The sequence below is a fragment of the Citrobacter sp. Cpo089 genome (assembly GCF_030332695.1).
Classification (GTDB): Bacteria; Pseudomonadota; Gammaproteobacteria; order Enterobacterales; family Enterobacteriaceae; genus Citrobacter; species Citrobacter portucalensis.
On the sequence record NZ_JAOWHJ010000070.1, the window covers coordinates 14,496 to 34,404 of the forward strand.

Here is a 19,909-nt window from a genome sequence, read left to right on the forward strand (position 1 = left end):
TATATTGTTATGCTGCATTATTCGGGGCTGTGTACGATGCTATCGCCCCTTAATTTCTGGCAAAAACATTAGCGTAAATTGCCATTTCTTTCAATAGCTTACTAGTAAACAAGAAGTTAGTCTCCGTGAATATAAACGTCGCAGATTTGTTAAATGGGAATTACATCCTGTTATTATTTGTGGTCCTGGCTCTGGGCCTGTGTCTGGGCAAATTACGTCTGGGTTCAGTCCAACTCGGTAATTCCATTGGCGTTTTAGTGGTCTCCCTATTATTAGGTCAGCAGCACTTTAGTATTAACACCGATGCATTAAATCTCGGCTTTATGCTGTTTATTTTTTGCGTCGGCGTCGAAGCCGGTCCCAACTTTTTTTCGATTTTTTTTCGCGATGGGAAAAATTATCTAATGCTTGCCCTGGTGATGGTCGGTAGCGCAATGCTGATCGCGCTGGGGCTGGGTAAGCTATTTGGCTGGGATATCGGCCTGACGGCGGGCATGCTGGCTGGCTCGATGACCTCAACGCCGGTACTGGTCGGCGCGGGTGATACCTTGCGCCATTCAGGAATGACAGGGACACAACTTTCAAGCGCTCTCGATAACCTGAGCCTGGGTTACGCCCTCACCTATTTGATTGGTCTGGTCAGCCTGATTGTTGGAGCGCGCTATTTGCCGAAACTGCAGCATCAGGACCTGCAAACCAGCGCCCAACAAATCGCGCGTGAACGAGGTCTGGATACCGACGCTAATCGTAAAGTGTACCTCCCGGTGATCCGCGCCTATCGCGTTGGCCCTGAGCTGGTGGCATGGGCCGATGGTAAAAATCTGCGCGAACTGGGTATTTATCGCCAGACCGGTTGTTACATTGAACGCATCCGTCGCAACGGCATTCTGGCCAACCCGGATGGCGACGCGGTATTGCAAATGGGCGATGAGATAGCCCTGGTGGGTTATCCGGACGCCCATGCTCGCCTCGATCCCAGCTTCCGTAACGGTAAAGAGGTGTTCGATCGCGATCTGCTCGATATGCGCATCGTCACTGAAGAAATTGTGGTAAAAAACCACAATGCCGTTGGTCGTCGCCTGGCCCAGTTGAAACTGACCGACCACGGTTGTTTCCTGAACCGCGTGATCCGCAGCCAGATTGAAATGCCTATCGATGACAACGTCGTGCTCAATAAAGGCGACGTGTTGCAGGTCAGCGGTGATGCTCGTCGCGTGAAAACCATTGCCGACCGTATCGGCTTCATTTCAATTCACAGTCAGGTGACCGATCTGCTTGCCTTCTGCGCCTTCTTTATCATCGGTCTGATGATCGGGATGATCACATTCCAGTTCAGTAATTTCAGCTTCGGCATCGGGAATGCGGCTGGACTGCTGTTCGCTGGGATCATGCTGGGCTTCCTGCGAGCCAACCACCCCACATTTGGCTATATCCCACAGGGTGCGCTGAATATGGTGAAAGAGTTTGGCCTGATGGTATTCATGGCAGGCGTCGGTTTAAGCGCAGGCAGTGGCATTGGTAATGGCCTGGGTGCCGTCGGTGGTCAAATGTTGATTGCCGGCCTGGTGGTCAGCCTGGTTCCAGTTGTCATCTGTTTCTTGTTTGGTGCTTACGTATTACGCATGAACCGCGCCCTGCTGTTTGGTGCCATGATGGGCGCACGTACCTGTGCTCCGGCAATGGAAATCATCAGCGACACCGCACGCAGCAACATCCCTGCGTTAGGTTATGCAGGGACCTACGCGATTGCCAACGTTCTGCTGACATTAGCGGGGACACTCATCGTCATCGTATGGCCTGGTCTTGGTTAGCACTGAAATTTTCCCTTAATTGAAAAATTTTTTGCAGGTAAGCAGAACTTTTCTTCAAGGCGTCAGTCATAACTATTGCCACTGCTTTTCTTTGATGTCCCCAATTTGTGGAGCCCATCAACCCCGCCGTTTTGGTTCAAGGTTGATGGGTTTTTTGTTGCCTGAAATTCTTATCCATTCCAATCAACCACTTAGATAACTTCTTCTACATGTGTGGCGACAAAGTGGCGACAGCGCTTTTGTTATGGTGGCACCAGACGTAAAAAACCCGCCAGCGGCGGCTCAGTATCAGTAAGCAAATTGTTCCTGCATACCCTTTGGATGAGGCGGTGCTGCGCTGATTTTTTGCGGCCGGCATACTGATCGCACAAAAGTCTCATGCGTCACGAAGGTATGCCCGCACTCAATGTTAGTGCACTGGTTGTAGCGTTCTTTGGTTTCGTTGGAAACCTGGAAGCTGCTTCGGGTATGTGCCGCCTGCCCGCACATAGGACAATTCATCATAATAATCAGCCCTCATTATTAACCAGTTCACAATAATGATACATCATTGTTCGCAATTTGGAACTAATCATTCCATTGCGAACTCATCTATTTTCACTTCAAGCTCTATGCTGGTCGTAAATCCATTATCCGGGCTGACAGAATGCGTCAGGGTGGTAATGGTCCATTCTGCATCATCGATCGGCTGCTTAAAGCCCGTCACCTTCACCGGCATTTCCGTATAGAGATCAGCCCGCCCCTCAGCGAGCTGCAGGGAAAATGAAGCAACCCCACGCTGCAGACGTTCCCACTGCATTTTTGCTGCGCGTTCTGCATTGCTCCGGTTGGCGTAGGTACGATTAAGAACCAGCACGTTTTCATCCGTTCCCACCAGATAATCTCCCTGTTTTGCTTCCGGCTCTTTGGGTGTGGTGGTTTTCTTTCGACGACGCTTAACACTGGTTGTCTCTTTTCTCCTGGGTTCACGCGTATGCAACCAGCTGGCAATAACACCGGTATAGGCACCACGATCAGCAAGGGTGAACCGATGACCGTCACCGGCTTTGCGCGTGATAGTGATAACCGGCAGCGGCTTGCCGCTTGCCGTTCTTCCCTGCCCCTGGCGGATAAACAGCAGGTTCCCGTCCTTAACGGAAGCAATCGCCCCATACTGTCTCGCCAGTTTCATCAGAAAACTTGCATCACTTTCATTGGTCTGGTCCAGATGATCCAGCGCCTTATCCGTCAGGTCATTACCCAGCGCCATTTTGAGGTTATGCCGGGCGGCGATTTCCTTTACCACCTCCCCCACCGTTGTCTGATGCCATGATTTTTCGCGCCGTGTATTGAGAGTTTCACGGAAATCTGCGCTACGCGCCCGGATGGTCAGCCGGTCAGGGGCACCGCTGTGTTCAATTTCATCCACAGTAAAAGCCCCTTTAGGGAAAAGCGGCAGGCCTTTCCAGCCCAGTGCCAGCTGAATCACTGCCCCACGTCGCGGCAGGGCGATCAGCCCGTCGGCGTCGTCCAGCTCCAGATCAAGCTGGTCCGCTTCAAAGCCCCGGTTATCCGTCAGCGTCAGACTCATCAGGCGGGTATCCAGCACGGTCGTCACGTCCTTACCTTCAATGACGATACTGAAAGCCGGGCTTTTGCTGTTCAGATTCAGAAGATCAGAATTAACGTTCACTGCAGCAATCCTCCTACCGTGTTCTTAATCCCCCCAATCGCAGAGGCAGCAGAGTCCTGCAGGTTGCTGAGCTGGTCACTCAGGCTCCCGAACATGTCAGACAGCGATTCATCAACCCGTTTGAGGGTGATCGTAAACTCAATGCGCCTGGGCATGCCGCTTGCAAAAAACTCCGTCTTTGTCTGGCTCAGACTTTCAATAACAAACATGCCGTAAATGGTTCCGCTGCCTTCAATCAAAGGCCACGCTTTGCCCTGCTCTGCCATCAACTCCAGCGCCAGCAATGACAGCCTGCCTCCGGTCACTTCCGGCAGCAGAACCCCGGACAGTGTCAGTGAATCATTATCCGGGCCAAGAAACTGCGTTGACGGGCGGCGGTTCACCCGGCTGTTGGCGGCATGTCGCCAGCTGCGCTGATACTGCAACTCCTGATAAGGGACAGTGCGCAACATAAATACATATAAACCCAGCACCATCATCATGATTCATACCCCCCCTGATCGCTGAAATTGCTGCGTGCTTTTGCCCTGGCCCTGCGTTCCCGCTCGTCAAGCTGGCGTGCCACTTCACGGGCAATATCCTGCGCACTCTGTCCCGGCTGCGCGACGATATGAATGGGCGCATTTATCTCATAACGAATAACTGACGGCGGGCTGTCAGCCTTCACTGGCTGCGTCTGGTATGCCCTCGCAGGCAGACTGAACGGATGAAGCGGGGCCGCTTCTGCAGGTGTCGCAGCTACCCCCATCACGCCAGCAACGACAGAGGCAAGCGCAGCAGTACGCCGCCTGCTGGTGACATTTGCCGGTCCGTTCACAATTTCAGGGCCATTTTCTCCAACAATGCCAAACTGCCCGCGTGGAATGATCCCGCCCGTGTCGTACATCCCTGCGTAAGCCGGAAACCCGCCTGGCGGCAGCACCACTTTGCCGTCACTGTTCACCGTGGCGGATTGCTGCTGCGTGACCTGCGCAGGCAGTTTCGCCTTTGCCGCCTCCTTACTGACAATACCGAGCTTTTCCAGCAGCCATGACACACCGGATTTAAGAGACTCCAGCGGGTGCATCACCCTATTCAGACCTTCCGCCAGCGCCTCACCAAACCGGCGCCCCATTGCAGCTGCGCTGTTCAGTTCTTCGGAAGTGGATTTAACCGGGGTCAGCAAATCACTGAACCAGCCCCACAAGGCCTGCACCCTGTCACCAATCCACTGAAACACGGGTCTGAGCGGCTCAAAGGCGGCGCTGATGGGCGCTGCAGCGGCTTTGAACCCTTCCACCACGCCCCCCAGAAATGCACTGATGGGCTGCCAGTATTTCCACACAACCAGCGCCACACCAGCCAGCGCAGCCACAACCAGCCCTATCGGACTGAGCAGCGCACCCAGCAGGCCGGAAATACCAAACAGCGCGCCGCGAAGTAATGCCAGCGGACCAGAAACAAGAAAACGCAATACGCCACCGGTAGCTGTCAGCCCACCCCGCAACGCCGCCAGCGGGTTCATCACCATACCGATAATATTACGAATGCCTGACATACCGGCACGGAACACGGCAAGCGGCGCACCTGCCACCGTTTTCAGTGCATTACCCGCTATTCCGGCTGAGCGATGCAGGGAATTAAGCGTGGCACTCAGCAACCCGACACTGCCACCGGGTGACGCCATACCCCGACGCAACAGGGAAAGTGGCGCACCTGCCAGCCATGACAGGGCACCGCCAGTACGTGTTACCGCTGCAGCAACGGAAGGTAATGTTTTTACACCCAGCACAGACAGGCCAAACCGAATCACCGCAATCGGCCCCAGCACAGCAGCCACTGCCACGGCAAGTGTACCCAGCCCGACAGTGACAGCCGCCGTAGCCGCCGCCACTTTCATCAGCGTGCCAGCCAGCACGGGATTCTGCTCCACCCAGCGACGCAGCGCCCCGGTCACGCCCTTAACCATGCCCATAATATCCATCAGCGGCTGGCGCAACGTTTCCCCCAGACTGCTGAAAGCGTTCTGCGCGCCAGTCTTAACCAGCAACCACTGCGCAGACAATGAATCCTTGTTAATGTCGGATTCTTTCTGCATCGAGCCATTAGCACCACTGCCTGATGTGAGTTTCAGCTGACGCTGCAGCTCCGGCAGGTTGTTAGCCAGCTTTGCCGCATCATCGCCAAACTCTTTACCAAAAATCATTGTCATGGCTGACAGGCGTTTATCCTGCGGCAGATTGTTGACCTTCTCCAGAACCCGCTGAATGGTGCCCATGGCATCGGTAGTCATCTGCTTTTCAATCTCCGCAGGATTGAGTTTCAGCAGGTTCATACCTTCAAAGAAGCGCTTACTTTGCATGGTGGCAATGGACAGTTCACGCACCATGGCATTAGAGGCGCTTGCGGCAATTTCCGGGGCAGCCCCAAGAGAAAGGAATGTTGAACCCAGCGCAGCAGCCTTTCGGAAGTCAAGGCGGTCAGCCACGCCCCCCATACGCTGCAGGACGTTGATAATGTCCCCACCCTTTGACATGGCGTTATCGTCCAGGTAGTTCAGCGCATCGCCCAGTTGTTCAATATTGCGCGTCGGAACTTTATAGAGCTGCGCGATTTTCCCCAATCCTTCCGCCAGCTCATCGGCGGGCAGCTCAAAGGCCGTTGCAGCTTTTACCGCCGTGGATGCAAAGGCCAGCAGGTCACGTTTCTGGTCCTCAAAGGGATCGTCCTGGTCAGTCACGCCCATGCGCGCGCCGCCTTCAACCAGCGCGGCATAGTCTATAGCGCCATTCTCCATCGGCAGCTGCTCACTGGCAGCCTTAATGGCATCCTGCATGTCATAAAACTGTTTTGTACGGTTGCCGTTATCGTCCCGCAGCCCGTTTACCTGCTTTGCCACGCCTTTCATGGCATCTTCCATGCTGGCGTAGCTTTTCACTGCAGCCATAACCGGCGCACCCATTGCCAGCCCGGCAGCTGTGGTGGTGGCTCCGGCTCCGGCTATGCGATCCCGAACCTCAAGACGGCGCGAATACTGATCACGAACCGCATTCATTCTCGCCTGCTGTTCACCCAGGCGTTTCAGGGATTTTTGCTGTCGCTCCAGTGCCAGTCTGGTTTCATCGGCGTTCTGCCGTAGCTCACGCTGTGCGCTGCTCAGTTTCTTTGTATCAAGCCCTGCCTCATTCAGCGCAAGGCGCTGACGCTGCACTGACTGACGCAGCCCGTTATATTTTCCCTGTAAATCGGTGACGCGATTTTTAGCCTGCTCAAGCAGTCTGGCCTGTGCTGCCGTCGGGCGGTTGGTCGCAGTAAACTGCGTGGCGAGTTTTGCCGCTTCTTCGCGGGCAGCTTTAAGGCTGTTACCTGTGACTGCCAGCTGCGCGCTGGCCTTACGGAAGCCATCAATTCTGCCCGCCTGAGAATCTAACTCTTTCAGCCGGGCGAGGCTTTGCTGAATAGCGGCAGCCAGCTCTTTTGAGCTGGCCTGCGCGGATCGAAATGGGCGGGTGAGCTTGTCAACCGCATTCAGAATCACCTGCAGACGCAGGTTATTGTCACTCATCGCTGGCCCCGCTTCTCTGAATCGCTTTGTGCCGCCACTCCAGCACCTCTGTCAGCGGCATAACGTCAGTGATGGACGGCGACCAGTGAAAGATGGTGGCGATATCCGCCACCAGGTCATCAATCGTCAGGCTGTCGGTAAACCGGCAAGCACCGACTTCTTCAACAAAAAAGTCACCACCTCGACCGACAGCGCGGTGAGATCGGCGGGGTCCAGTTCAGCCATTTCCTGTGCGGTCAGCGTCGGGGTGGAAATACGCGGGATCACTGTCATCATGGCCCCCACGTCCATATCCATAATGGCCTGCAGGCGGGTGCCGCGCAGCGCACCGGACTGCGGCTTACGCAGCACAATTTCGGTGATTTGGGTTTTACCGCGCATGATTGGCGTATCCAGTTGTACGGTTTTTTCAGTCAGCTTGTGGCTCATGTTCGTTTCCTGTTAATCAGATACTGGCGCGGATCACCGCGCCGTTAAGTTAAATCAGAGGCCAAGGGCGTTACGGTGTGCTTCCATCAGGTCCACGCCGTCAACGATTTCAATCATGTTGACCAGATCAACCTCATAGAGCACTTCGCCGTTAATGGTCAGCTTCGCGTAGCTGTTGGTGCTGCTGACTTTGGTGGTGCTGCTCTCGCCGGTTTTCCACTCGCCGGAATCCACTTCTTTATGACGCCCGCGCACAACCAGCTCAATGGCCTGAACTTCGCCGGTATCGTCACGCTGAACAGAGCCGGTGAAACGCAGCTGGATGCCATCAACGGTTGCCTTGCCCATCTGCTTGAATAACAACAGTTCGGTGCCGCCGATTGAAAATTCCGTGTCCAGTGCGCCGTCATCCAGCCCCATATCCACATCCACCGCGCCCGGCATACCGCCGCCGCGATACTTCTCAAACTTGCGGGTGAATTTCGGCAGAGTCAGGGACTCAACGATCCCCTGCCAGTTGTTCCCGTCGTTGAACAGGTTCAGGTGTTTTAACTTGCGTGGTAATGCCATGTATCCCCCTTATGCACTGACACGGCTGGCAAAATCGACCAGGTAGCGATCGGTGATGCGCTGACGCAGCATCAGATTTTCAAGCGGCGGCACAGGCGTGTAGTCGTAGTCGATGGTGAGCTTCCCGGCTTTCAGAGAGTCTTTATCGTTCACTGACTCATCCAGCCAGCAGTCAGCCCCGATGAGGTATCCCTGATTTACCAGGCTGCGTAATTTGGCGCGAATACCTTCGATAATGTCGCGGGCCAGTGACGGATTCAGTGGCTTATCCACCGCCCACATATGCCCCTCTGCAATCGTGTCAGCCAGCACCTGCGCCGTGCGGGTGTAGTTCTCAAACGCAAACAATGGATCGTCACTGAGGCAGCGGGAACCCCAGAAGCGGAAGCCGTCTTTGCAGATCAACGTGGTGACGTCATTCTGGCTCAGCAGTCCCGCGTCCGTTGCCGGGTCCTGCAGATCCCAGAACACATCAGCGGAAAGACCGGTGACGCCATTCACACCCACGTTGGACAGGGTTTTGTGCCATCCGGTCTGTTCGTCGATTTTGGCACGCAGACCGAGCGCACGTGCGGAGGCGTAAGCCGTCGCATCGGCTTTAAGAACGGTGTCAAAGTTGATGAAATCAGGCCAGATCAGCATCCCTTCTCGCTGGCTGAAATTGTCCCGGTAAGCAATTGCTTCCTCCACCGTCTTGCAGCCATAGGCAGACAGGTAGGCAAACCCGCGCAGGCTCTGCGCAATACTCATCAGCTCAGTGGCTACCGCCTGCGTGTCATGCCCCGGCACACCGAGAATGCGCGGCTTAACTTTCAGCTGCGACTGCGCAGAAAGCAGCGCTTTCATCCCCGTTTTTTTACCGTCGGACGTGACGCCACCAATAATATTGGAGGTAGTTTCCGCTTCGGTTTCGCCCTGCGCCACGCGCACAACAACCGTCACGGGCTTTGACTGGTCGGCAATCGCATCCAGCGAACGGGCCAGCGTGCCGGACTCGCCTGCTTTACCGCTGGCCTCCAGCACATCCGTCAGCAGAACCGGCTTATTGAGAGGGAATACGGACGCATCAGCATCATCGCCGGTGCAGACCATGCCCACGATAGCGGTGCTCACCGTGGTGATAGATCGGGTGCCCTCGTTGACTTCAACAACGCGCACCCCGTGGTGGTAATCCTGAGCCATAGCGGCGAACCTCCTGATTGGAATAGGCTTCACCCTATGTTGTATTGATTACGTCACGCAGACAGCTGCGCGGCGTTGTCCTGTTAATCACACAATGTCGCAGGATATTTGCGGTATAACGTCGAGATCCCCACATCAAAAATTAAAGCAACCCGCTGCCGTGTTTCACCTGCAGCAAGTAACCTGCCAGCCTGTGCCCATTGCTCTGGCGTCAGTTTTGGTCTTCGCCCTCCAATCCTGCCTTTAGCTCTTGCCGCTTCCAGTCCCGCACGGGTTCGTTCCACTATCAGCTCGCGTTCCATCTCCGCCAGTGCCCCCATAACGTGAAAGAAAAACCGCCCCATTGGCGTACTGGTGTCTATGCTGTCAGTCAGACTACGGAAATTAACTCCGCGCTGCCGGAGTTCTTCTATCAGGGTAACAAGGTGTCGCATGCTTCTTCCCAGCCTGTCGAGCTTCCATACAACCAGCGTGTCTCCCTCTGACAACGTCCTGAGCAATCTTTTTAGCCCTGGCCTGTCTGCTGTTTTTCCGCTCATTTTGTCTTCAAAAATTAGCTCACATCCTGAGCGTTCCAGTGCATCACGCTGCAGCGCTGTGTTTTGCTCACTTGTTGATACGCGCACATAGCCGACTAACATTTGTTTTCCCTTATGCAAAAGCCCAAATAATGCCAGCCAGACGGGAAAACAGCATTTTCTTAAACGTTCAATTGGGAGAAGCGGCGAAACGGGATGTTGGCACAGGTGCAAGCCAAATCCCTGATATGAGTAGTTTTCAGTCTGGTGGTGGGTGGTTTAAGTTGCCGAGTGGATATGTTATTCAGGCTTTCGAGGCATCTTTTGATTTTAACGGGCTATATATCAATTTCCCTATACCATTTCCGAGTAGCGTTATTGCTATTGTGCCCGGCGTTTTAATGTCCACAACTGCATCACCATCACTACAATTTCCATCGATACAACGTGACGTAAATGACCTGACCCGATTTTTTGCTAAATACAATATGGGTGGAATGAATTCTTCATATTTTATTGCCATAGGAAAATAACCATGTATTTATTTTCGCCAAGCACGTTGGGTTTTTACCCCATCGAGATGAAAGAAGAATACCTTACCAATGGTTCATTACCATCTGATGTTATAGAGGTTTCTGATAGCGTCAGAAATGAATATAACTTTGCACCGCCTGAAGGCAAACAGCTAAATTCCAGCCAAAATATGCCAGTCTGGATTGATATTCCACCGGCGACACGTGAAGAGTTGATTGCTGCTGCCGAACAAGAACGCCAGAAACTACTGGTCCATGCTGACGCTGTTATGCTGGACTGGCGAACAGAACTGATGCTCGGTGAAATCAGCGACGCCAACAGAGCTAAGTTGTCGGCGTGGCTGGCCTATAAAAATGGAGTTAAGTCGGCTGATGTGACAACCGCTCCTGAGCATGTTAACTGGCCTGTTCCCCCGAAGGCGTAGGCCATTCGATATCCGGAGCACTGGAGGTGTCTACCGCTTCCAGTGCATCCAGATAATCCAGCCACAGATTGTATTGAGTTAACCCTTCTCCTTTCAGCCTGCCAATCGCTGCCTTACCGGGCCACTGCTTAACGTTCATGTAATCATTGGCTAAATCTATTCTTTTTTGCTTCTCCATATCAGCAGCGGAAATTAATTCTTCTCGTGTAGGCGGAGGAATATCACCCCATGATGGCATATTATTTAAAGTTATAAGTTGCTTACCTGTAGGTGGAGTGCCGGAAAACTCATAATAAGTGCTGTCACTAACGTTAATGGCATCATGCGGCCAACAATTATTATCGACATAATCAGCACGCCATTCGATGGCATAAAAACGGGACTCTGATGGGCTGAATACAAAACGATTCATATTAATATCCTATAGCTAAAAACATGGCTTCTGAGGTGTTTGTATTTACAGCAATATTCATCATGACCTGAGCGGTGAAACCTGTATTGCTTACCCACTCGCATGAGTTGGCTATCTGAACCCATGTTAATTTGGTAGAAAAAACACCCCAGCAATTAACGGGGAACGGGACAGGGAAAGTCACTGGCACTGTATTTACTACGCCGACAGTAGTCTGATTTGCGAGCGTTCTGCGAAACACCTGAATCTTAAGTCCATCAGGGCCTGTAAATAACAAGTTATCGGTGTACTGACCGCTTGCCCTTAAACCAAGGTATTCGAGAAGCCCCGAAATGCTTTTCCCGCTGAGATTCGTCAGCGTGGCATCAAGTGGCTGTTTTCCCGCCAGCGCGTTCATCATTGTTGTCGCAAAGTTAGGATCATTCCCCAGTGCCGCCGCCAGTTCATTCAGTGTGTCCAGCGCCTCCGGCGATGAACCAACCAGCCCCGCAACGGCAGATTTCACAAACGCGGTAGTAGCAATCTGCGTATTATTCGTTGACTGAACAGCTGTGGGAGCCGTTGGCGTTCCGGTCAGGGTCGGACTTGCCAGCGGTGCTTTCAGTGCCAGCGCATTATTAATGGTGGTACTGAAATTCGGGTCATTATTGATAGCTGCTGCAATTTCTTTCAGCGTATCCAGCGTTGCCGGTGCGCCACCAATCAGGGCAAGAATAGCAGCCTGCACAAAGGCCGTGTTTGCAAGCTGCATGGAATTATTGCCTGCCGCCGCCGTCGGCGCTTTTGGCGTGCCGGTGAGTGTCGGACTGTCTTTTGGTGCATACTGCGAATGAGGATCAACAGCAGCAAGATGCTTTGCCATCAGGTCATCCACGTACACCTTAAGCTCCAGCGCCTTATCATCAACATATTTGCGGGTTGCCAGAACCACAGCAGGGTCAATTTTCAGGGTGATGTTATCGGTGCTGCTGGTAATCAGAACCATACGCACGGTCTGCGTGCGTCCGCTCCCCTCCGCCAGCTTCGGCTTGTAGCTCTCCGGGCAGTTTCCCACAGCAATCAGTGCACCGGTTTCATCAAACAGGCCGACTTCACGAATCCACCACCCGCCCTCATTTTCCGGGATCACCTGCTCAGCAATAATCTGGTTGCTGTTCTGCGGGTCGATATACAGCATATTCAGCGCCGCGCGGCGCTCCTCAGCCACTAATGCGGTCTGTTGCGCGTTGGGTGTGGGCAGCACACCGCCACCGCTACCCACTGCCATATGGGTAATTTTCAACGGGACACCGAGCGCGGCGGCGCTTGCCAGTTTCGCCGCGCCGATATCCGTCAGCAGGGTGTAAAATTTTGCGCTCATGGGTTCACTCTCATCGTGTCAATAACATGGACCGCTCCGCCCTCATAGGCGTTACCGCCGGAAATAATGGTTTCGTTGATGTACGGGTAGATCGTGATTTCTTCGCCGGTGTAGGTGGCTGCGCCCACAAAATACGGGCCGCCTGTCTGCAGGTTGATGGACATGCCAACCAGATGACGGCTGCACGGTTTGGCGTCACCGATCAGGCGCTCCAGCTCCAGATAGGTTTCTTCTGTTATGCCCTGGTCCTGCACGCCAATATCCAGACGGAACGTCCCCGGCGTTTCGCCGGTCTGCCACCACTCAATGATACGGATTAGGAAGCCAAACGGCTCCACCACACGCCGCACGGCGCTGGTTGTCCCCTTGTGCTGATGGATATAAAAAGCGTCCTGCACAACGCGGCGCTTGACGCTTTCTGTCCAGCTCTCATCCCAGCGGTCAACAGAAAACGCCCAGGCCAGATAAGGCAGGAATCTGAACGGGCAGGTTGCCGGGTTCCACAAATCACGCAGCGATACCTGCAGATCGGAAATCCCACTGCAGGTCTGCGCCAGTCGACGCTCAAGCGGCGACGAACCCGGCGGCAGCAGACTATTCATCCGTGCCCCCGTTGGTAACGCTCCATTCGGTACAGGATGCTGCCTGCGTCTTATCCAGCACCACATCATCCAGCGGGGACGCCAGCTCCACACGCTGGACGCCCTCCACGTGCAACGCGGCATAAATGGCGCTGCGGCGGATATCACGTCCCAGCCGCGTCTGACTGGCGATGTATTTCTGCAGACTGGCTTTTGCTTCTGCCATCACCGGCTCAGCCTCCGGCCCCGGATACAGGAAGATCGTTGCGTCCACGCTGTACGGAATAATTTCAGCGCTGCGCACCGTCAGGCGGTCTGCCACCGGGCGAACCTTTTCACTGTTAAGCGCCTGTTCAACCACTGCCAGCAGGTCAGCCCCTGCCGTACCATCACCCTCACGGCTCAGTACGGTAAGCACCACCTCAGCCGGTGCAGGACTGGTTGCGCTGGCATCAGCCACGCGCCCGTCGGCACTTCTGGCGTGGAACTCATAGGCTCCCGTCGGTCCTGCAACGGACAACCCCTCAAATGCTGCAGGAATGCGCTGGCGTAATGCTTCATCACTTTCCATCACTGCGGCGAGCGGCGGCACCGCGTCATTATCGGCAGGGACTACCGTCAGGCGCTTCACGTTGCAGTTACCTGCCAGTTGTTCAAGGTCATTTCCCATGGAATAGGCCACCATGACCGCCTGCGCAGCCTCATTAATACGCTGGCGCAGCAGGATTTCTCGGTAAGTATTTTCCTGCAGCAGTTTGGTGACGGGTTCTGACTCCAGCGCTAACGTGCGCATAACGGCTTCCTGTTCATCAGCCGGATGGAGAGCCACAAAGGCGGCCTTGCGTTCTGCCAGCAATGCCTCAAAGTCCGGCACGTCCACAATCTGCGGCGGCGGTAGCCGGGAAAGGTCAATGACTGCCATTGTCTGCTCCTGTTGATACGGAAAGGGAAACCGGTGCGCCGTTATTGCCGTGTCCGGTAAGTTCAACCGCCATAGAGCCGTCAAAATTACCGTTGATAGTGATGGAGTCCAGCGTAATGCGCGGTTCCCAGCGGTTCAGCGCCACATAGACCGCAGACATAATCTGCAGGCGCAGCGCCGGGTTCTGCGGCTGGTCAATCAGGGCAGACAGCAGGGAGCCATATTCCCGGCGGGCAAGACGGCTGCCCTGCGGCGTCAGCAGAATATCCCGCACCGACTGGCGCAGATGGTCTGTATCTGCAATGGCCTGCCCGTCGTTCCTGCTCATACCGATATACAACGTCATACCGGTCCCCCCGTGTTGTCGCCGCCTTTCAGAACACCAGTATGCTCATGGCCATCAACTACGATCCCGTTAGAACTCATTGCGCCGCCGCCCTGGCTGACGCTGCCATTGATCACCACCTCGCTGTTAATACGCGTTCCGTCAGCCTCCACCACAAACTCACTGGTTTTGAGGGTGATATTGTCCGCCGCTTCGATCACCATGGATTTGATGCCCCTGACATGCCATCGTCCGGTGGCGGGTTCATACTCAAACCATCCCCCGTCCGGGTACTCCGTCACGCAGCCGTCCACGGAATCCGACGGCGGCGGAAACTGATTGGAGTAGATGGCAGGCAGCACAAATGCGGTTTCCAGATTGCCGCCCATACTCAGCACCACCACCTGCTCATCCGGCGACGGACACCACCATGTACGGGTACCACCGGCGCGCAGCGTCAGCCAGTTAATCCAGTTGGTTTCAAGCTCACCCACTTTCACCCGGCACAGCCATTTCTTCCGATCCACTTCGGTCACAGTTCCGGTGCGGATCAGATTGGTGATAAGGCGCATGATTTCGGTAAGTTGTGCATTCATGAAAATATATATACACACTATGCATCGGTGACTCGATAGCTAATGCCTGTGTCATGAATGGTACAATATGATGAGAGGATGGTTCGGAAGTGCACACAGCATTTCTGCTATGTGCCTTTATAATTAGTTAAATTTTACAGCTTTATTACTAAGGAAAAACTGTTCAACTAAACAAATCCACTCTGGCCTTTTATATTCAGCATCACGACAAAGAGATTCATATTGTTTTGAAAACTTGAACTTAACCCCTTCCGAATCAAAAAACAAATCCAACTCCTTTTTATTTCTTGGACTTAAGTCCATGGCATAAAATGAGGATGTAGACTCATCAACAACATCTTCTTCATTCGGAATTAAAGATATAATAGATTGATACTCGTTTGAAAAAATCTTTAATGTTTCAATAAACGCTTTGGGATTAAGGCAATCTTCAATTTCTGTTGCAGGCGAAACAGGATTTGAGGATATGTCAACCAACCTAGTCTGATTACCATCATTTACAATTCTCTTAACCACAATATGCTGCATACTTGGAGTGTCATAGGTTACCAACTCTGCATCAGTATCGGTCAACAAGAAAATTTTACCTTTCATATCCTTTTTAAATTCTTCATATGAAGCTTCCAAATGTTTGAATATCTTCTTGACTTCGCTAGCTCCACCGACAGGAACTATTCTCAATCTATTATTGACAATAAGATCATTCAGATACATAGAAAGATAAACTTTCTCCGTAGAACCTTCGCATATCAACCAATTATAATTATTATCAGCTAAACAACTTGATATTATCGACTGAATAAGGTCATTAACACTTTTTATCTTTATATCAAAAGGCATACCAGGGGATGACGTTCGAATCTTCCTCCTAACTTCTTCTCTATACCCCGCCAAATCATAAAGCTCAAAATGATGATCGCCCTCATTTTTTATTATGGTCGTAGTGCAACCACTTTCTACTGTAGGTAAATAACCATACCAGTGCGATGTAAAAATAAGTTGCTCACAGATATTGCTAATGGAATATAGTTTCTCAAATTGCTCAAAGCATGCAGACATATGTAAAGAACATTCAGGCTCATCAATTCCGATGATAAGATTATCACCATTCTCTCTATGATTTGTTAAAAAGCCATAGGCCAAATCCATTATTGCCCTTTGTTTTTCACCAGAACTAAGTGAATTAATTTCAATCCATTCACCATTTTGTTTTTTATTAAGCTTACGAACATTAAAAAATGCTTCAGTTATTAGATTGTATATATCCTTTCTTTTTAATCTAGATTGTCTTTCTCCAGATGTTCGATAGCTATATTCCTCAAGCTCATCCTCAACATCTTTTAGAAAACTAGTCAAACCTAAATTTATCTGATGGATAGTTTTATTAGAAATCCGTTCCTTTATTACTTGCTCTAATGATTCCCCCATTAACTTTTGTATTTCACTTGCTTCTAATTTCGTAAAAGACTCCGAGTCGATATCTTTTGGTATATAAATATATTCATATCTATAGCGAACATGGTACATTAAATGATAAAAATTATCCGAAATGACTTCGTAAGCTACTTTATTTTCAGTTTCAGGAAGTTCAAGTATCTTAGATAAGGATTTTCCATTTAAAACTGAAAGACTAAGAAGTCCATCCTTCTCCACACCAAGTGGAATAAGAAAATACTCATCAATATTTAAATTTCTTTGTAGTTTTTTTATATGTTCTGAAAATGTTGCAACTAAACTCCTTGTTGTAGGTGTTATTACTACATCAGGATTATCCGCATTATACTCAAGAACTAATTTAGTTAACATCACAGCTTTATCATGATGTTGCTTGTGAAGCTCATCACGTTTTATGAGATAAAGGGGAACTATGTGAGGCGAAGGTCTATAACTCCCTGCTTTTTTAAATGAAGTATTAATATTCCATGGTTTGTTATTAATAAATGAATCCAGAGCCTCAAGCACCGAACTTTTACCTATTCCGTTATTACCTACAATTCCGCAAAACTGACTACCACTCGACAGAGGAATATAGTGAGTTCCACTGTAGGTTTTATAGTACCTTAAAAAAATACCGACAATCATTATGACCACCAAAAAAAACAAAATTTTCACAAAAATACAACACAAGCCTTTTTTTAAAAAGATATATTTCTTGTAATTGTGAGTTAGTGCCCAATTTGTTATTACAACAACATCATTTACATGCTACAACTATTTAATTAAAAATAATCTCCACAATAAATAATCAACAATGCTTTCTTTAATATCGCTATTAAATCCGAGTAAATGTCGAGCTGGGTAGTTAAATACCTTCCCCTCACGACTGACGCGATCACGCAGGCCGTAATGGTGAATTCGAGCAATCCGCTGTACCTTCCCTGTAAACTGCACGCTGGCTGAGTCCGCGCTGGCGGCAGTTTTCAGGTATTTCGCCGTTCGCAGCTTCGAAAACATCTGGCGTTTGATGCGTCCCTTCTTGTTGCGGGCAGTCACCCGACGCGGCTCATAGCCGCTGCCGTCAGGATTACGCTGCAGCCTGATGTTCTGCTGCTGCGTCCGGCGCAGCTGTTGCGCCAGTTGCCGCATCATACGGCTGCGAGCGGCAGGCTCCAGATTTGCCAGTAGCGCCGTCAGCCAGTCATCCACCCTCTGCAGTTCATCCACGTTTCACCGTCCACATTTCTTCGGATTCGTCCGGCTCCGGCACCGCTTCAACGCTTGATACGCTGCCGTTAGTGCTGACCAGCACGCGCTCCGTCAGTTGCAGGTTCAGACTGATATCGCATACATCATTGCGCAGAATATCCACTTCAAAGGTGAACAGTTTTTCGCGCAGCTCCGGATTGTTGATGGCGTCCGGCTGGTTTTTTCTGAGCCATAGCAACACGGGAGCTATCAGCAGATTCTGGTCGCCGCTGAAATCCTCGATCACCACGTTCAGGGTGTAGCGGTATTCCCATGACATAGAGCTGGCACCAGTTGCCACCAGTGAGCCGTTATCAACGAAAAGGTGCAGCTTATCCGGGTTATTGCGGACATACGTTACCGCTTTATTCAGGGCGCTGCGCAGGGACTGCGGTTTGTTCACTGTTTCGCTCCTGACACGCAACTATCGTGTCGACTTTGTCAGCACAAACCGCCCAGGCGGCCTCTGTTTCATCCAGCGCAGCATTCAGATCATCGTTACTGCGCGGCGCTGACCTTTCCAGGCGGCACTGCGTCACTCTGGGACAGCCATTCACGGTAAGCTGCACCTCCGGCAAGGGCCGGACGTTCGCGCAGCCTGATAATGTCAGCAGGCAAAGGAGCGTCAGCCCAGCGGCGTAAATCCTCGTTTTCACGTTTCAGTTCCTCGATCCGGCGCTGGCGGCTTCGCAGCAGTGCGGTAGTCTGTTCCGCTGCCGCATAAAGCCGCGTCTGCTCCCGGCTGTTGGTTTCAGTCAGAATGGACAGGCCGATCAACTGACTGTTCTTCTTCGCCAGCTCCTGCCCTTTCGTTTCCAGCTCACGTCCCTGCGTCTCGATGGTGTGACTGGCATTGTTAAGCCGCCACGACTGCCAGCCCAGCGCCGCAATAGCCAGCGCCAGCACGACCGCCAACAAGCGCGTCATGCCCCAGTTCCTTTTAAGCACCAGGCCAGTTCCCGCGTGCGGCGGTTCTCCAGACCTTTATTTTTCACACCGTTAACATAAATCCAGCGCGGTAGCTGGTTGCATGCCTGCCACCACTGCTGGCGATTGATATATGACACCATGGTTGACCTGCAGATCGCGCCGGTCCCCACATTGAAACCAATACTCACCAGCGCATCGTAGACATGCTGCGGGGGCTTAACCGTCAGGCAGGCATCCAGCCTTTTTTCAGTCAGTAGTACATTGTTTATTAACCCCTGCGCCGCCTGCCGTTCCGTGATAGTTTTCCCGGGCACCACCCCGGATGTATTTCCGATCCCGTCAGTCCAGACACCTGCGCTGCACTGATACGGCTGCAGACGACATCCCTCGTAATCGGCAATCAGTTTCAGCCCTTCAACGGAGGTTTTGAGCGACTGGAAACCTGGCAGCGTGGCGGCGATAGCCAGCACAACCCCGACAAGACAGCGCTTAACGATTGAAGGATTCATATTCCCCCCGTGAAATTTTGCCATCGCGCAGCAACCTGAAAGACTGGTGTTTGTAGTACCAGTTGATAGCCAGCATCAGCACACCAATCAGCACGCCGCCAACCGTTGATGCATCCTTGAGCGACAGATCGCCCAGCCATGCCAGCAGTACGGCGATGCAGTAAGTGATAAAGGCGCTGATTCGTTCAAGCGTCATAAATTCAGTCCCATAGCTGGACGGTCTGCGCCGTGGTTGACGCCGTAATGTCTGGCAGTTCCACCTGCAGCCCGTGCGGTAAAAATGGGCCGTACTCTGCCAGCCCGGGATTTGCCTTCAGAACCTGCTCAGTGACCCCCTGCGTGCGCCCGTAATGACGCCAGCAAAGCGCGTCCACCGTGTCATACTGATGCGCACGCACTTTCATCAGATAAGCTCCACCGTACAGTGCGGCGCATCCTGCACCCGGCTGATGGCCCAGCGGGCATCACGCCACAGATCACCGCAGGCCTCCGCCAGCTCCTCCCCTCGCTTCACGCCTGACGCCGTGGCGTCATAGTCCTGATAACGCTCATTGAGCACAGCGCGCGCCCAGCAAAAAACGGCGTTGTGGTAATGCCGGATACGCTCGCTTTTGCCGTCCAGCATTTCTGCGGGAACCTCAGCAAGTGTCCGCCAGCCCAGCATCTGCTGACGGTTGCGGAAGTCGAACAACTCAGCGTTAACCTCAGAAATTGCCGTCAGCACGACCTGCTTTAAACGCGGCTGCGTCACCGTGCCGTCAGTGCGCATCACACTGCGAAATTCCGACAGGTCCACATCAGGCCAGAACGGCGTATTTTTGATGACCTCCGCCTGTTCCGGTGCCTGTTCGGGCGCAACAAACTTCATGCGGCTTTCTCCTGAATAAGTGGGCGGTGGACGGAAT

At 52.3% G+C, this 19,909-nt stretch carries 27 protein-coding genes; 3 read left to right on the forward strand and 24 right to left on the reverse strand.

Features of this window, described 5'->3' with window-relative positions; all coding sequences use genetic code 11:
• The first annotated feature begins 125 nt into the window (after positions 1-125).
• Complete coding sequence (locus tag OGX92_RS18535; protein ID WP_003831652.1) at positions 126-1,811, forward strand: aspartate:alanine antiporter; 1,686 nt, start codon at positions 126-128, stop codon at positions 1,809-1,811.
• 288 nt (positions 1,812-2,099) lie between these two features.
• On the opposite strand, the gene OGX92_RS18540 is transcribed toward OGX92_RS18535, so the two are convergent.
• From OGX92_RS18540 to OGX92_RS18580, 9 genes are all read right to left on the reverse strand, one after another.
• The gene (locus OGX92_RS18540) at positions 2,100-2,315 is read right to left on the reverse strand and encodes an ogr/Delta-like zinc finger family protein (RefSeq protein ID WP_058842448.1); all 216 of its coding nucleotides are present in this window, start codon (positions 2,313-2,315) and stop codon (positions 2,100-2,102) included.
• A 67-nt stretch (positions 2,316-2,382) separates the two neighbouring features.
• Positions 2,383-3,483 (reverse strand): phage late control D family protein, encoded by a 1,101-nt coding sequence (locus tag OGX92_RS18545; RefSeq protein ID WP_286586916.1) that lies wholly within the window; start codon positions 3,481-3,483, stop codon positions 2,383-2,385.
• The gene (locus OGX92_RS18550; RefSeq protein ID WP_000980407.1) at positions 3,480-3,965 is read right to left on the reverse strand and encodes a phage tail protein; all 486 of its coding nucleotides are present in this window, start codon (positions 3,963-3,965) and stop codon (positions 3,480-3,482) included. The genes OGX92_RS18545 and OGX92_RS18550 overlap by 4 nt, the downstream gene beginning before the upstream one ends.
• The gene (locus OGX92_RS18555; protein ID WP_286586917.1) at positions 3,962-7,027 is read right to left on the reverse strand and encodes a phage tail tape measure protein; all 3,066 of its coding nucleotides are present in this window, start codon (positions 7,025-7,027) and stop codon (positions 3,962-3,964) included. The genes OGX92_RS18550 and OGX92_RS18555 overlap by 4 nt, the downstream gene beginning before the upstream one ends.
• Entirely contained in the window at positions 7,020-7,139 is a 120-nt protein-coding gene (locus OGX92_RS18560) for a GpE family phage tail protein (protein ID WP_001397628.1), read from the reverse strand. Before OGX92_RS18560 ends, OGX92_RS18555 begins: the two co-directional genes overlap by 8 nt.
• 14 nt (positions 7,140-7,153) lie before the next feature.
• Positions 7,154-7,456, reverse strand: a complete 303-nt coding sequence (locus OGX92_RS18565; RefSeq protein WP_286586918.1) for a phage tail assembly protein — start codon at positions 7,454-7,456, stop codon at positions 7,154-7,156.
• Positions 7,457-7,510: 54 nt separating this feature from the next.
• Complete coding sequence (locus OGX92_RS18570; RefSeq protein ID WP_286586919.1) at positions 7,511-8,026, reverse strand: phage major tail tube protein; 516 nt, start codon at positions 8,024-8,026, stop codon at positions 7,511-7,513.
• Positions 8,027-8,035: 9 nt separating this feature from the next.
• Positions 8,036-9,208 (reverse strand): phage tail sheath protein, encoded by a 1,173-nt coding sequence (locus tag OGX92_RS18575; RefSeq protein ID WP_286586920.1) that lies wholly within the window; start codon positions 9,206-9,208, stop codon positions 8,036-8,038.
• A gap of 83 nt (positions 9,209-9,291) precedes the next feature.
• Positions 9,292-9,849 (reverse strand): recombinase family protein, encoded by a 558-nt coding sequence (locus OGX92_RS18580; protein WP_048233364.1) that lies wholly within the window; start codon positions 9,847-9,849, stop codon positions 9,292-9,294.
• A gap of 29 nt (positions 9,850-9,878) precedes the next feature.
• Here OGX92_RS18580 and OGX92_RS18585 point away from each other — a divergent pair, with 29 nt between their 5' ends.
• Positions 9,879-10,259: a gp53-like domain-containing protein gene (locus OGX92_RS18585; protein WP_286586921.1), complete on the forward strand. Its 381-nt coding sequence runs from the start codon at positions 9,879-9,881 to the stop codon at positions 10,257-10,259.
• Between the two features lie 2 nt (positions 10,260-10,261).
• Positions 10,262-10,684, forward strand: coding sequence for a tail fiber assembly protein (locus tag OGX92_RS18590; protein WP_286586922.1), 423 nt, complete (start codon positions 10,262-10,264; stop codon positions 10,682-10,684).
• Here OGX92_RS18590 and OGX92_RS18595 read toward each other — a convergent pair.
• From OGX92_RS18595 to OGX92_RS18665, 15 genes are all read right to left on the reverse strand, one after another.
• A complete protein-coding gene (locus tag OGX92_RS18595) occupies positions 10,656-11,096 on the reverse strand; it encodes a tail fiber assembly protein (protein WP_286586923.1) in 441 nt (146 codons plus the stop codon). The genes OGX92_RS18590 and OGX92_RS18595 overlap by 29 nt on opposite strands.
• Position 11,097: 1 nt before the next feature.
• Entirely contained in the window at positions 11,098-12,456 is a 1,359-nt protein-coding gene (locus tag OGX92_RS18600; RefSeq protein WP_286586924.1) for a phage tail protein, read from the reverse strand.
• Positions 12,453-13,058 carry a phage tail protein I gene (locus OGX92_RS18605; RefSeq protein WP_286586925.1) on the reverse strand — a complete coding sequence of 202 codons (606 nt, stop codon included), beginning with the start codon at positions 13,056-13,058 and terminating at the stop codon, positions 12,453-12,455. Before OGX92_RS18605 ends, OGX92_RS18600 begins: the two co-directional genes overlap by 4 nt.
• A complete protein-coding gene (locus OGX92_RS18610; RefSeq protein ID WP_286586926.1) occupies positions 13,051-13,959 on the reverse strand; it encodes a baseplate assembly protein in 909 nt (302 codons plus the stop codon). Before OGX92_RS18610 ends, OGX92_RS18605 begins: the two co-directional genes overlap by 8 nt.
• Positions 13,946-14,305, reverse strand: a complete 360-nt coding sequence (locus tag OGX92_RS18615) for a GPW/gp25 family protein (protein WP_234102556.1) — start codon at positions 14,303-14,305, stop codon at positions 13,946-13,948. Before OGX92_RS18615 ends, OGX92_RS18610 begins: the two co-directional genes overlap by 14 nt.
• On the reverse strand, positions 14,302-14,880 hold the full coding sequence (locus tag OGX92_RS18620) for a phage baseplate assembly protein V (protein ID WP_286586927.1): 579 nt from the start codon (positions 14,878-14,880) through the stop codon (positions 14,302-14,304). The genes OGX92_RS18615 and OGX92_RS18620 overlap by 4 nt, the downstream gene beginning before the upstream one ends.
• A gap of 123 nt (positions 14,881-15,003) precedes the next feature.
• Positions 15,004-16,962 carry an AAA family ATPase gene (locus OGX92_RS18625; protein WP_286586928.1) on the reverse strand — a complete coding sequence of 653 codons (1,959 nt, stop codon included), beginning with the start codon at positions 16,960-16,962 and terminating at the stop codon, positions 15,004-15,006.
• Positions 16,963-17,091: 129 nt separating this feature from the next.
• Complete coding sequence (locus OGX92_RS18630; RefSeq protein ID WP_286586929.1) at positions 17,092-17,544, reverse strand: phage virion morphogenesis protein; 453 nt, start codon at positions 17,542-17,544, stop codon at positions 17,092-17,094.
• Positions 17,537-17,968 (reverse strand): phage tail protein, encoded by a 432-nt coding sequence (locus tag OGX92_RS18635; protein ID WP_286586930.1) that lies wholly within the window; start codon positions 17,966-17,968, stop codon positions 17,537-17,539. Before OGX92_RS18635 ends, OGX92_RS18630 begins: the two co-directional genes overlap by 8 nt.
• On the reverse strand, positions 17,931-18,179 hold the full coding sequence (gene lysC, locus OGX92_RS18640; RefSeq protein WP_286586943.1) for an Rz1-like lysis system protein LysC: 249 nt from the start codon (positions 18,177-18,179) through the stop codon (positions 17,931-17,933). Before lysC ends, OGX92_RS18635 begins: the two co-directional genes overlap by 38 nt.
• Entirely contained in the window at positions 18,064-18,492 is a 429-nt protein-coding gene (lysB, locus tag OGX92_RS18645; protein ID WP_286586931.1) for an Rz-like lysis system protein LysB, read from the reverse strand. The genes lysC and lysB overlap by 116 nt, the downstream gene beginning before the upstream one ends.
• Positions 18,489-19,004: a lysozyme gene (locus OGX92_RS18650; protein WP_286586932.1), complete on the reverse strand. Its 516-nt coding sequence runs from the start codon at positions 19,002-19,004 to the stop codon at positions 18,489-18,491. Before OGX92_RS18650 ends, lysB begins: the two co-directional genes overlap by 4 nt.
• Positions 18,985-19,200 carry an HP1 family phage holin gene (locus tag OGX92_RS18655; protein ID WP_001397650.1) on the reverse strand — a complete coding sequence of 72 codons (216 nt, stop codon included), beginning with the start codon at positions 19,198-19,200 and terminating at the stop codon, positions 18,985-18,987. Before OGX92_RS18655 ends, OGX92_RS18650 begins: the two co-directional genes overlap by 20 nt.
• Positions 19,201-19,204: 4 nt before the next feature.
• Positions 19,205-19,408, reverse strand: a complete 204-nt coding sequence (locus OGX92_RS18660; protein WP_001397651.1) for a tail protein X — start codon at positions 19,406-19,408, stop codon at positions 19,205-19,207.
• Positions 19,408-19,872, reverse strand: a complete 465-nt coding sequence (locus OGX92_RS18665) for a head completion/stabilization protein (RefSeq protein WP_286586933.1) — start codon at positions 19,870-19,872, stop codon at positions 19,408-19,410. The genes OGX92_RS18660 and OGX92_RS18665 overlap by 1 nt, the downstream gene beginning before the upstream one ends.
• Positions 19,873-19,909: the final 37 nt, after the last annotated feature.

Bases quoted from the DNA above. Each gene is read 5' to 3' on its own strand.
- OGX92_RS18540 (WP_058842448.1), bottom strand. From the start codon at position 2,315: ATGATGAATTGTCCTATGTGCGGGCAGGCGGCACATACCCGAAGCAGC.
- OGX92_RS18550 (WP_000980407.1), bottom strand. From the start codon at position 3,965: ATGATGATGGTGCTGGGTTTATATGTATTTATGTTGCGCACTGTCCCT.
- OGX92_RS18555 (WP_286586917.1), bottom strand. From the start codon at position 7,027: ATGAGTGACAATAACCTGCGTCTGCAGGTGATTCTGAATGCGGTTGAC.
- OGX92_RS18565 (WP_286586918.1), bottom strand. From the start codon at position 7,456: ATGAGCCACAAGCTGACTGAAAAAACCGTACAACTGGATACGCCAATC.
- OGX92_RS18570 (WP_286586919.1), bottom strand. From the start codon at position 8,026: ATGGCATTACCACGCAAGTTAAAACACCTGAACCTGTTCAACGACGGG.
- OGX92_RS18575 (WP_286586920.1), bottom strand. From the start codon at position 9,208: ATGGCTCAGGATTACCACCACGGGGTGCGCGTTGTTGAAGTCAACGAG.
- OGX92_RS18580 (WP_048233364.1), bottom strand. From the start codon at position 9,849: ATGTTAGTCGGCTATGTGCGCGTATCAACAAGTGAGCAAAACACAGCG.
- OGX92_RS18585 (WP_286586921.1), top strand. From the start codon at position 9,879: ATGCCAGCCAGACGGGAAAACAGCATTTTCTTAAACGTTCAATTGGGA.
- OGX92_RS18590 (WP_286586922.1), top strand. From the start codon at position 10,262: ATGTATTTATTTTCGCCAAGCACGTTGGGTTTTTACCCCATCGAGATG.
- OGX92_RS18595 (WP_286586923.1), bottom strand. From the start codon at position 11,096: ATGAATCGTTTTGTATTCAGCCCATCAGAGTCCCGTTTTTATGCCATC.
- OGX92_RS18600 (WP_286586924.1), bottom strand. From the start codon at position 12,456: ATGAGCGCAAAATTTTACACCCTGCTGACGGATATCGGCGCGGCGAAA.
- OGX92_RS18605 (WP_286586925.1), bottom strand. From the start codon at position 13,058: ATGAATAGTCTGCTGCCGCCGGGTTCGTCGCCGCTTGAGCGTCGACTG.
- OGX92_RS18610 (WP_286586926.1), bottom strand. From the start codon at position 13,959: ATGGCAGTCATTGACCTTTCCCGGCTACCGCCGCCGCAGATTGTGGAC.
- OGX92_RS18615 (WP_234102556.1), bottom strand. From the start codon at position 14,305: ATGACGTTGTATATCGGTATGAGCAGGAACGACGGGCAGGCCATTGCA.
- OGX92_RS18620 (WP_286586927.1), bottom strand. From the start codon at position 14,880: ATGAATGCACAACTTACCGAAATCATGCGCCTTATCACCAATCTGATC.
- OGX92_RS18625 (WP_286586928.1), bottom strand. From the start codon at position 16,962: ATGATTGTCGGTATTTTTTTAAGGTACTATAAAACCTACAGTGGAACT.
- lysB (WP_286586931.1), bottom strand. From the start codon at position 18,492: ATGACGCGCTTGTTGGCGGTCGTGCTGGCGCTGGCTATTGCGGCGCTG.
- OGX92_RS18650 (WP_286586932.1), bottom strand. From the start codon at position 19,004: ATGAATCCTTCAATCGTTAAGCGCTGTCTTGTCGGGGTTGTGCTGGCT.
- OGX92_RS18655 (WP_001397650.1), bottom strand. From the start codon at position 19,200: ATGACGCTTGAACGAATCAGCGCCTTTATCACTTACTGCATCGCCGTA.
- OGX92_RS18660 (WP_001397651.1), bottom strand. From the start codon at position 19,408: ATGAAAGTGCGTGCGCATCAGTATGACACGGTGGACGCGCTTTGCTGG.
- OGX92_RS18665 (WP_286586933.1), bottom strand. From the start codon at position 19,872: ATGAAGTTTGTTGCGCCCGAACAGGCACCGGAACAGGCGGAGGTCATC.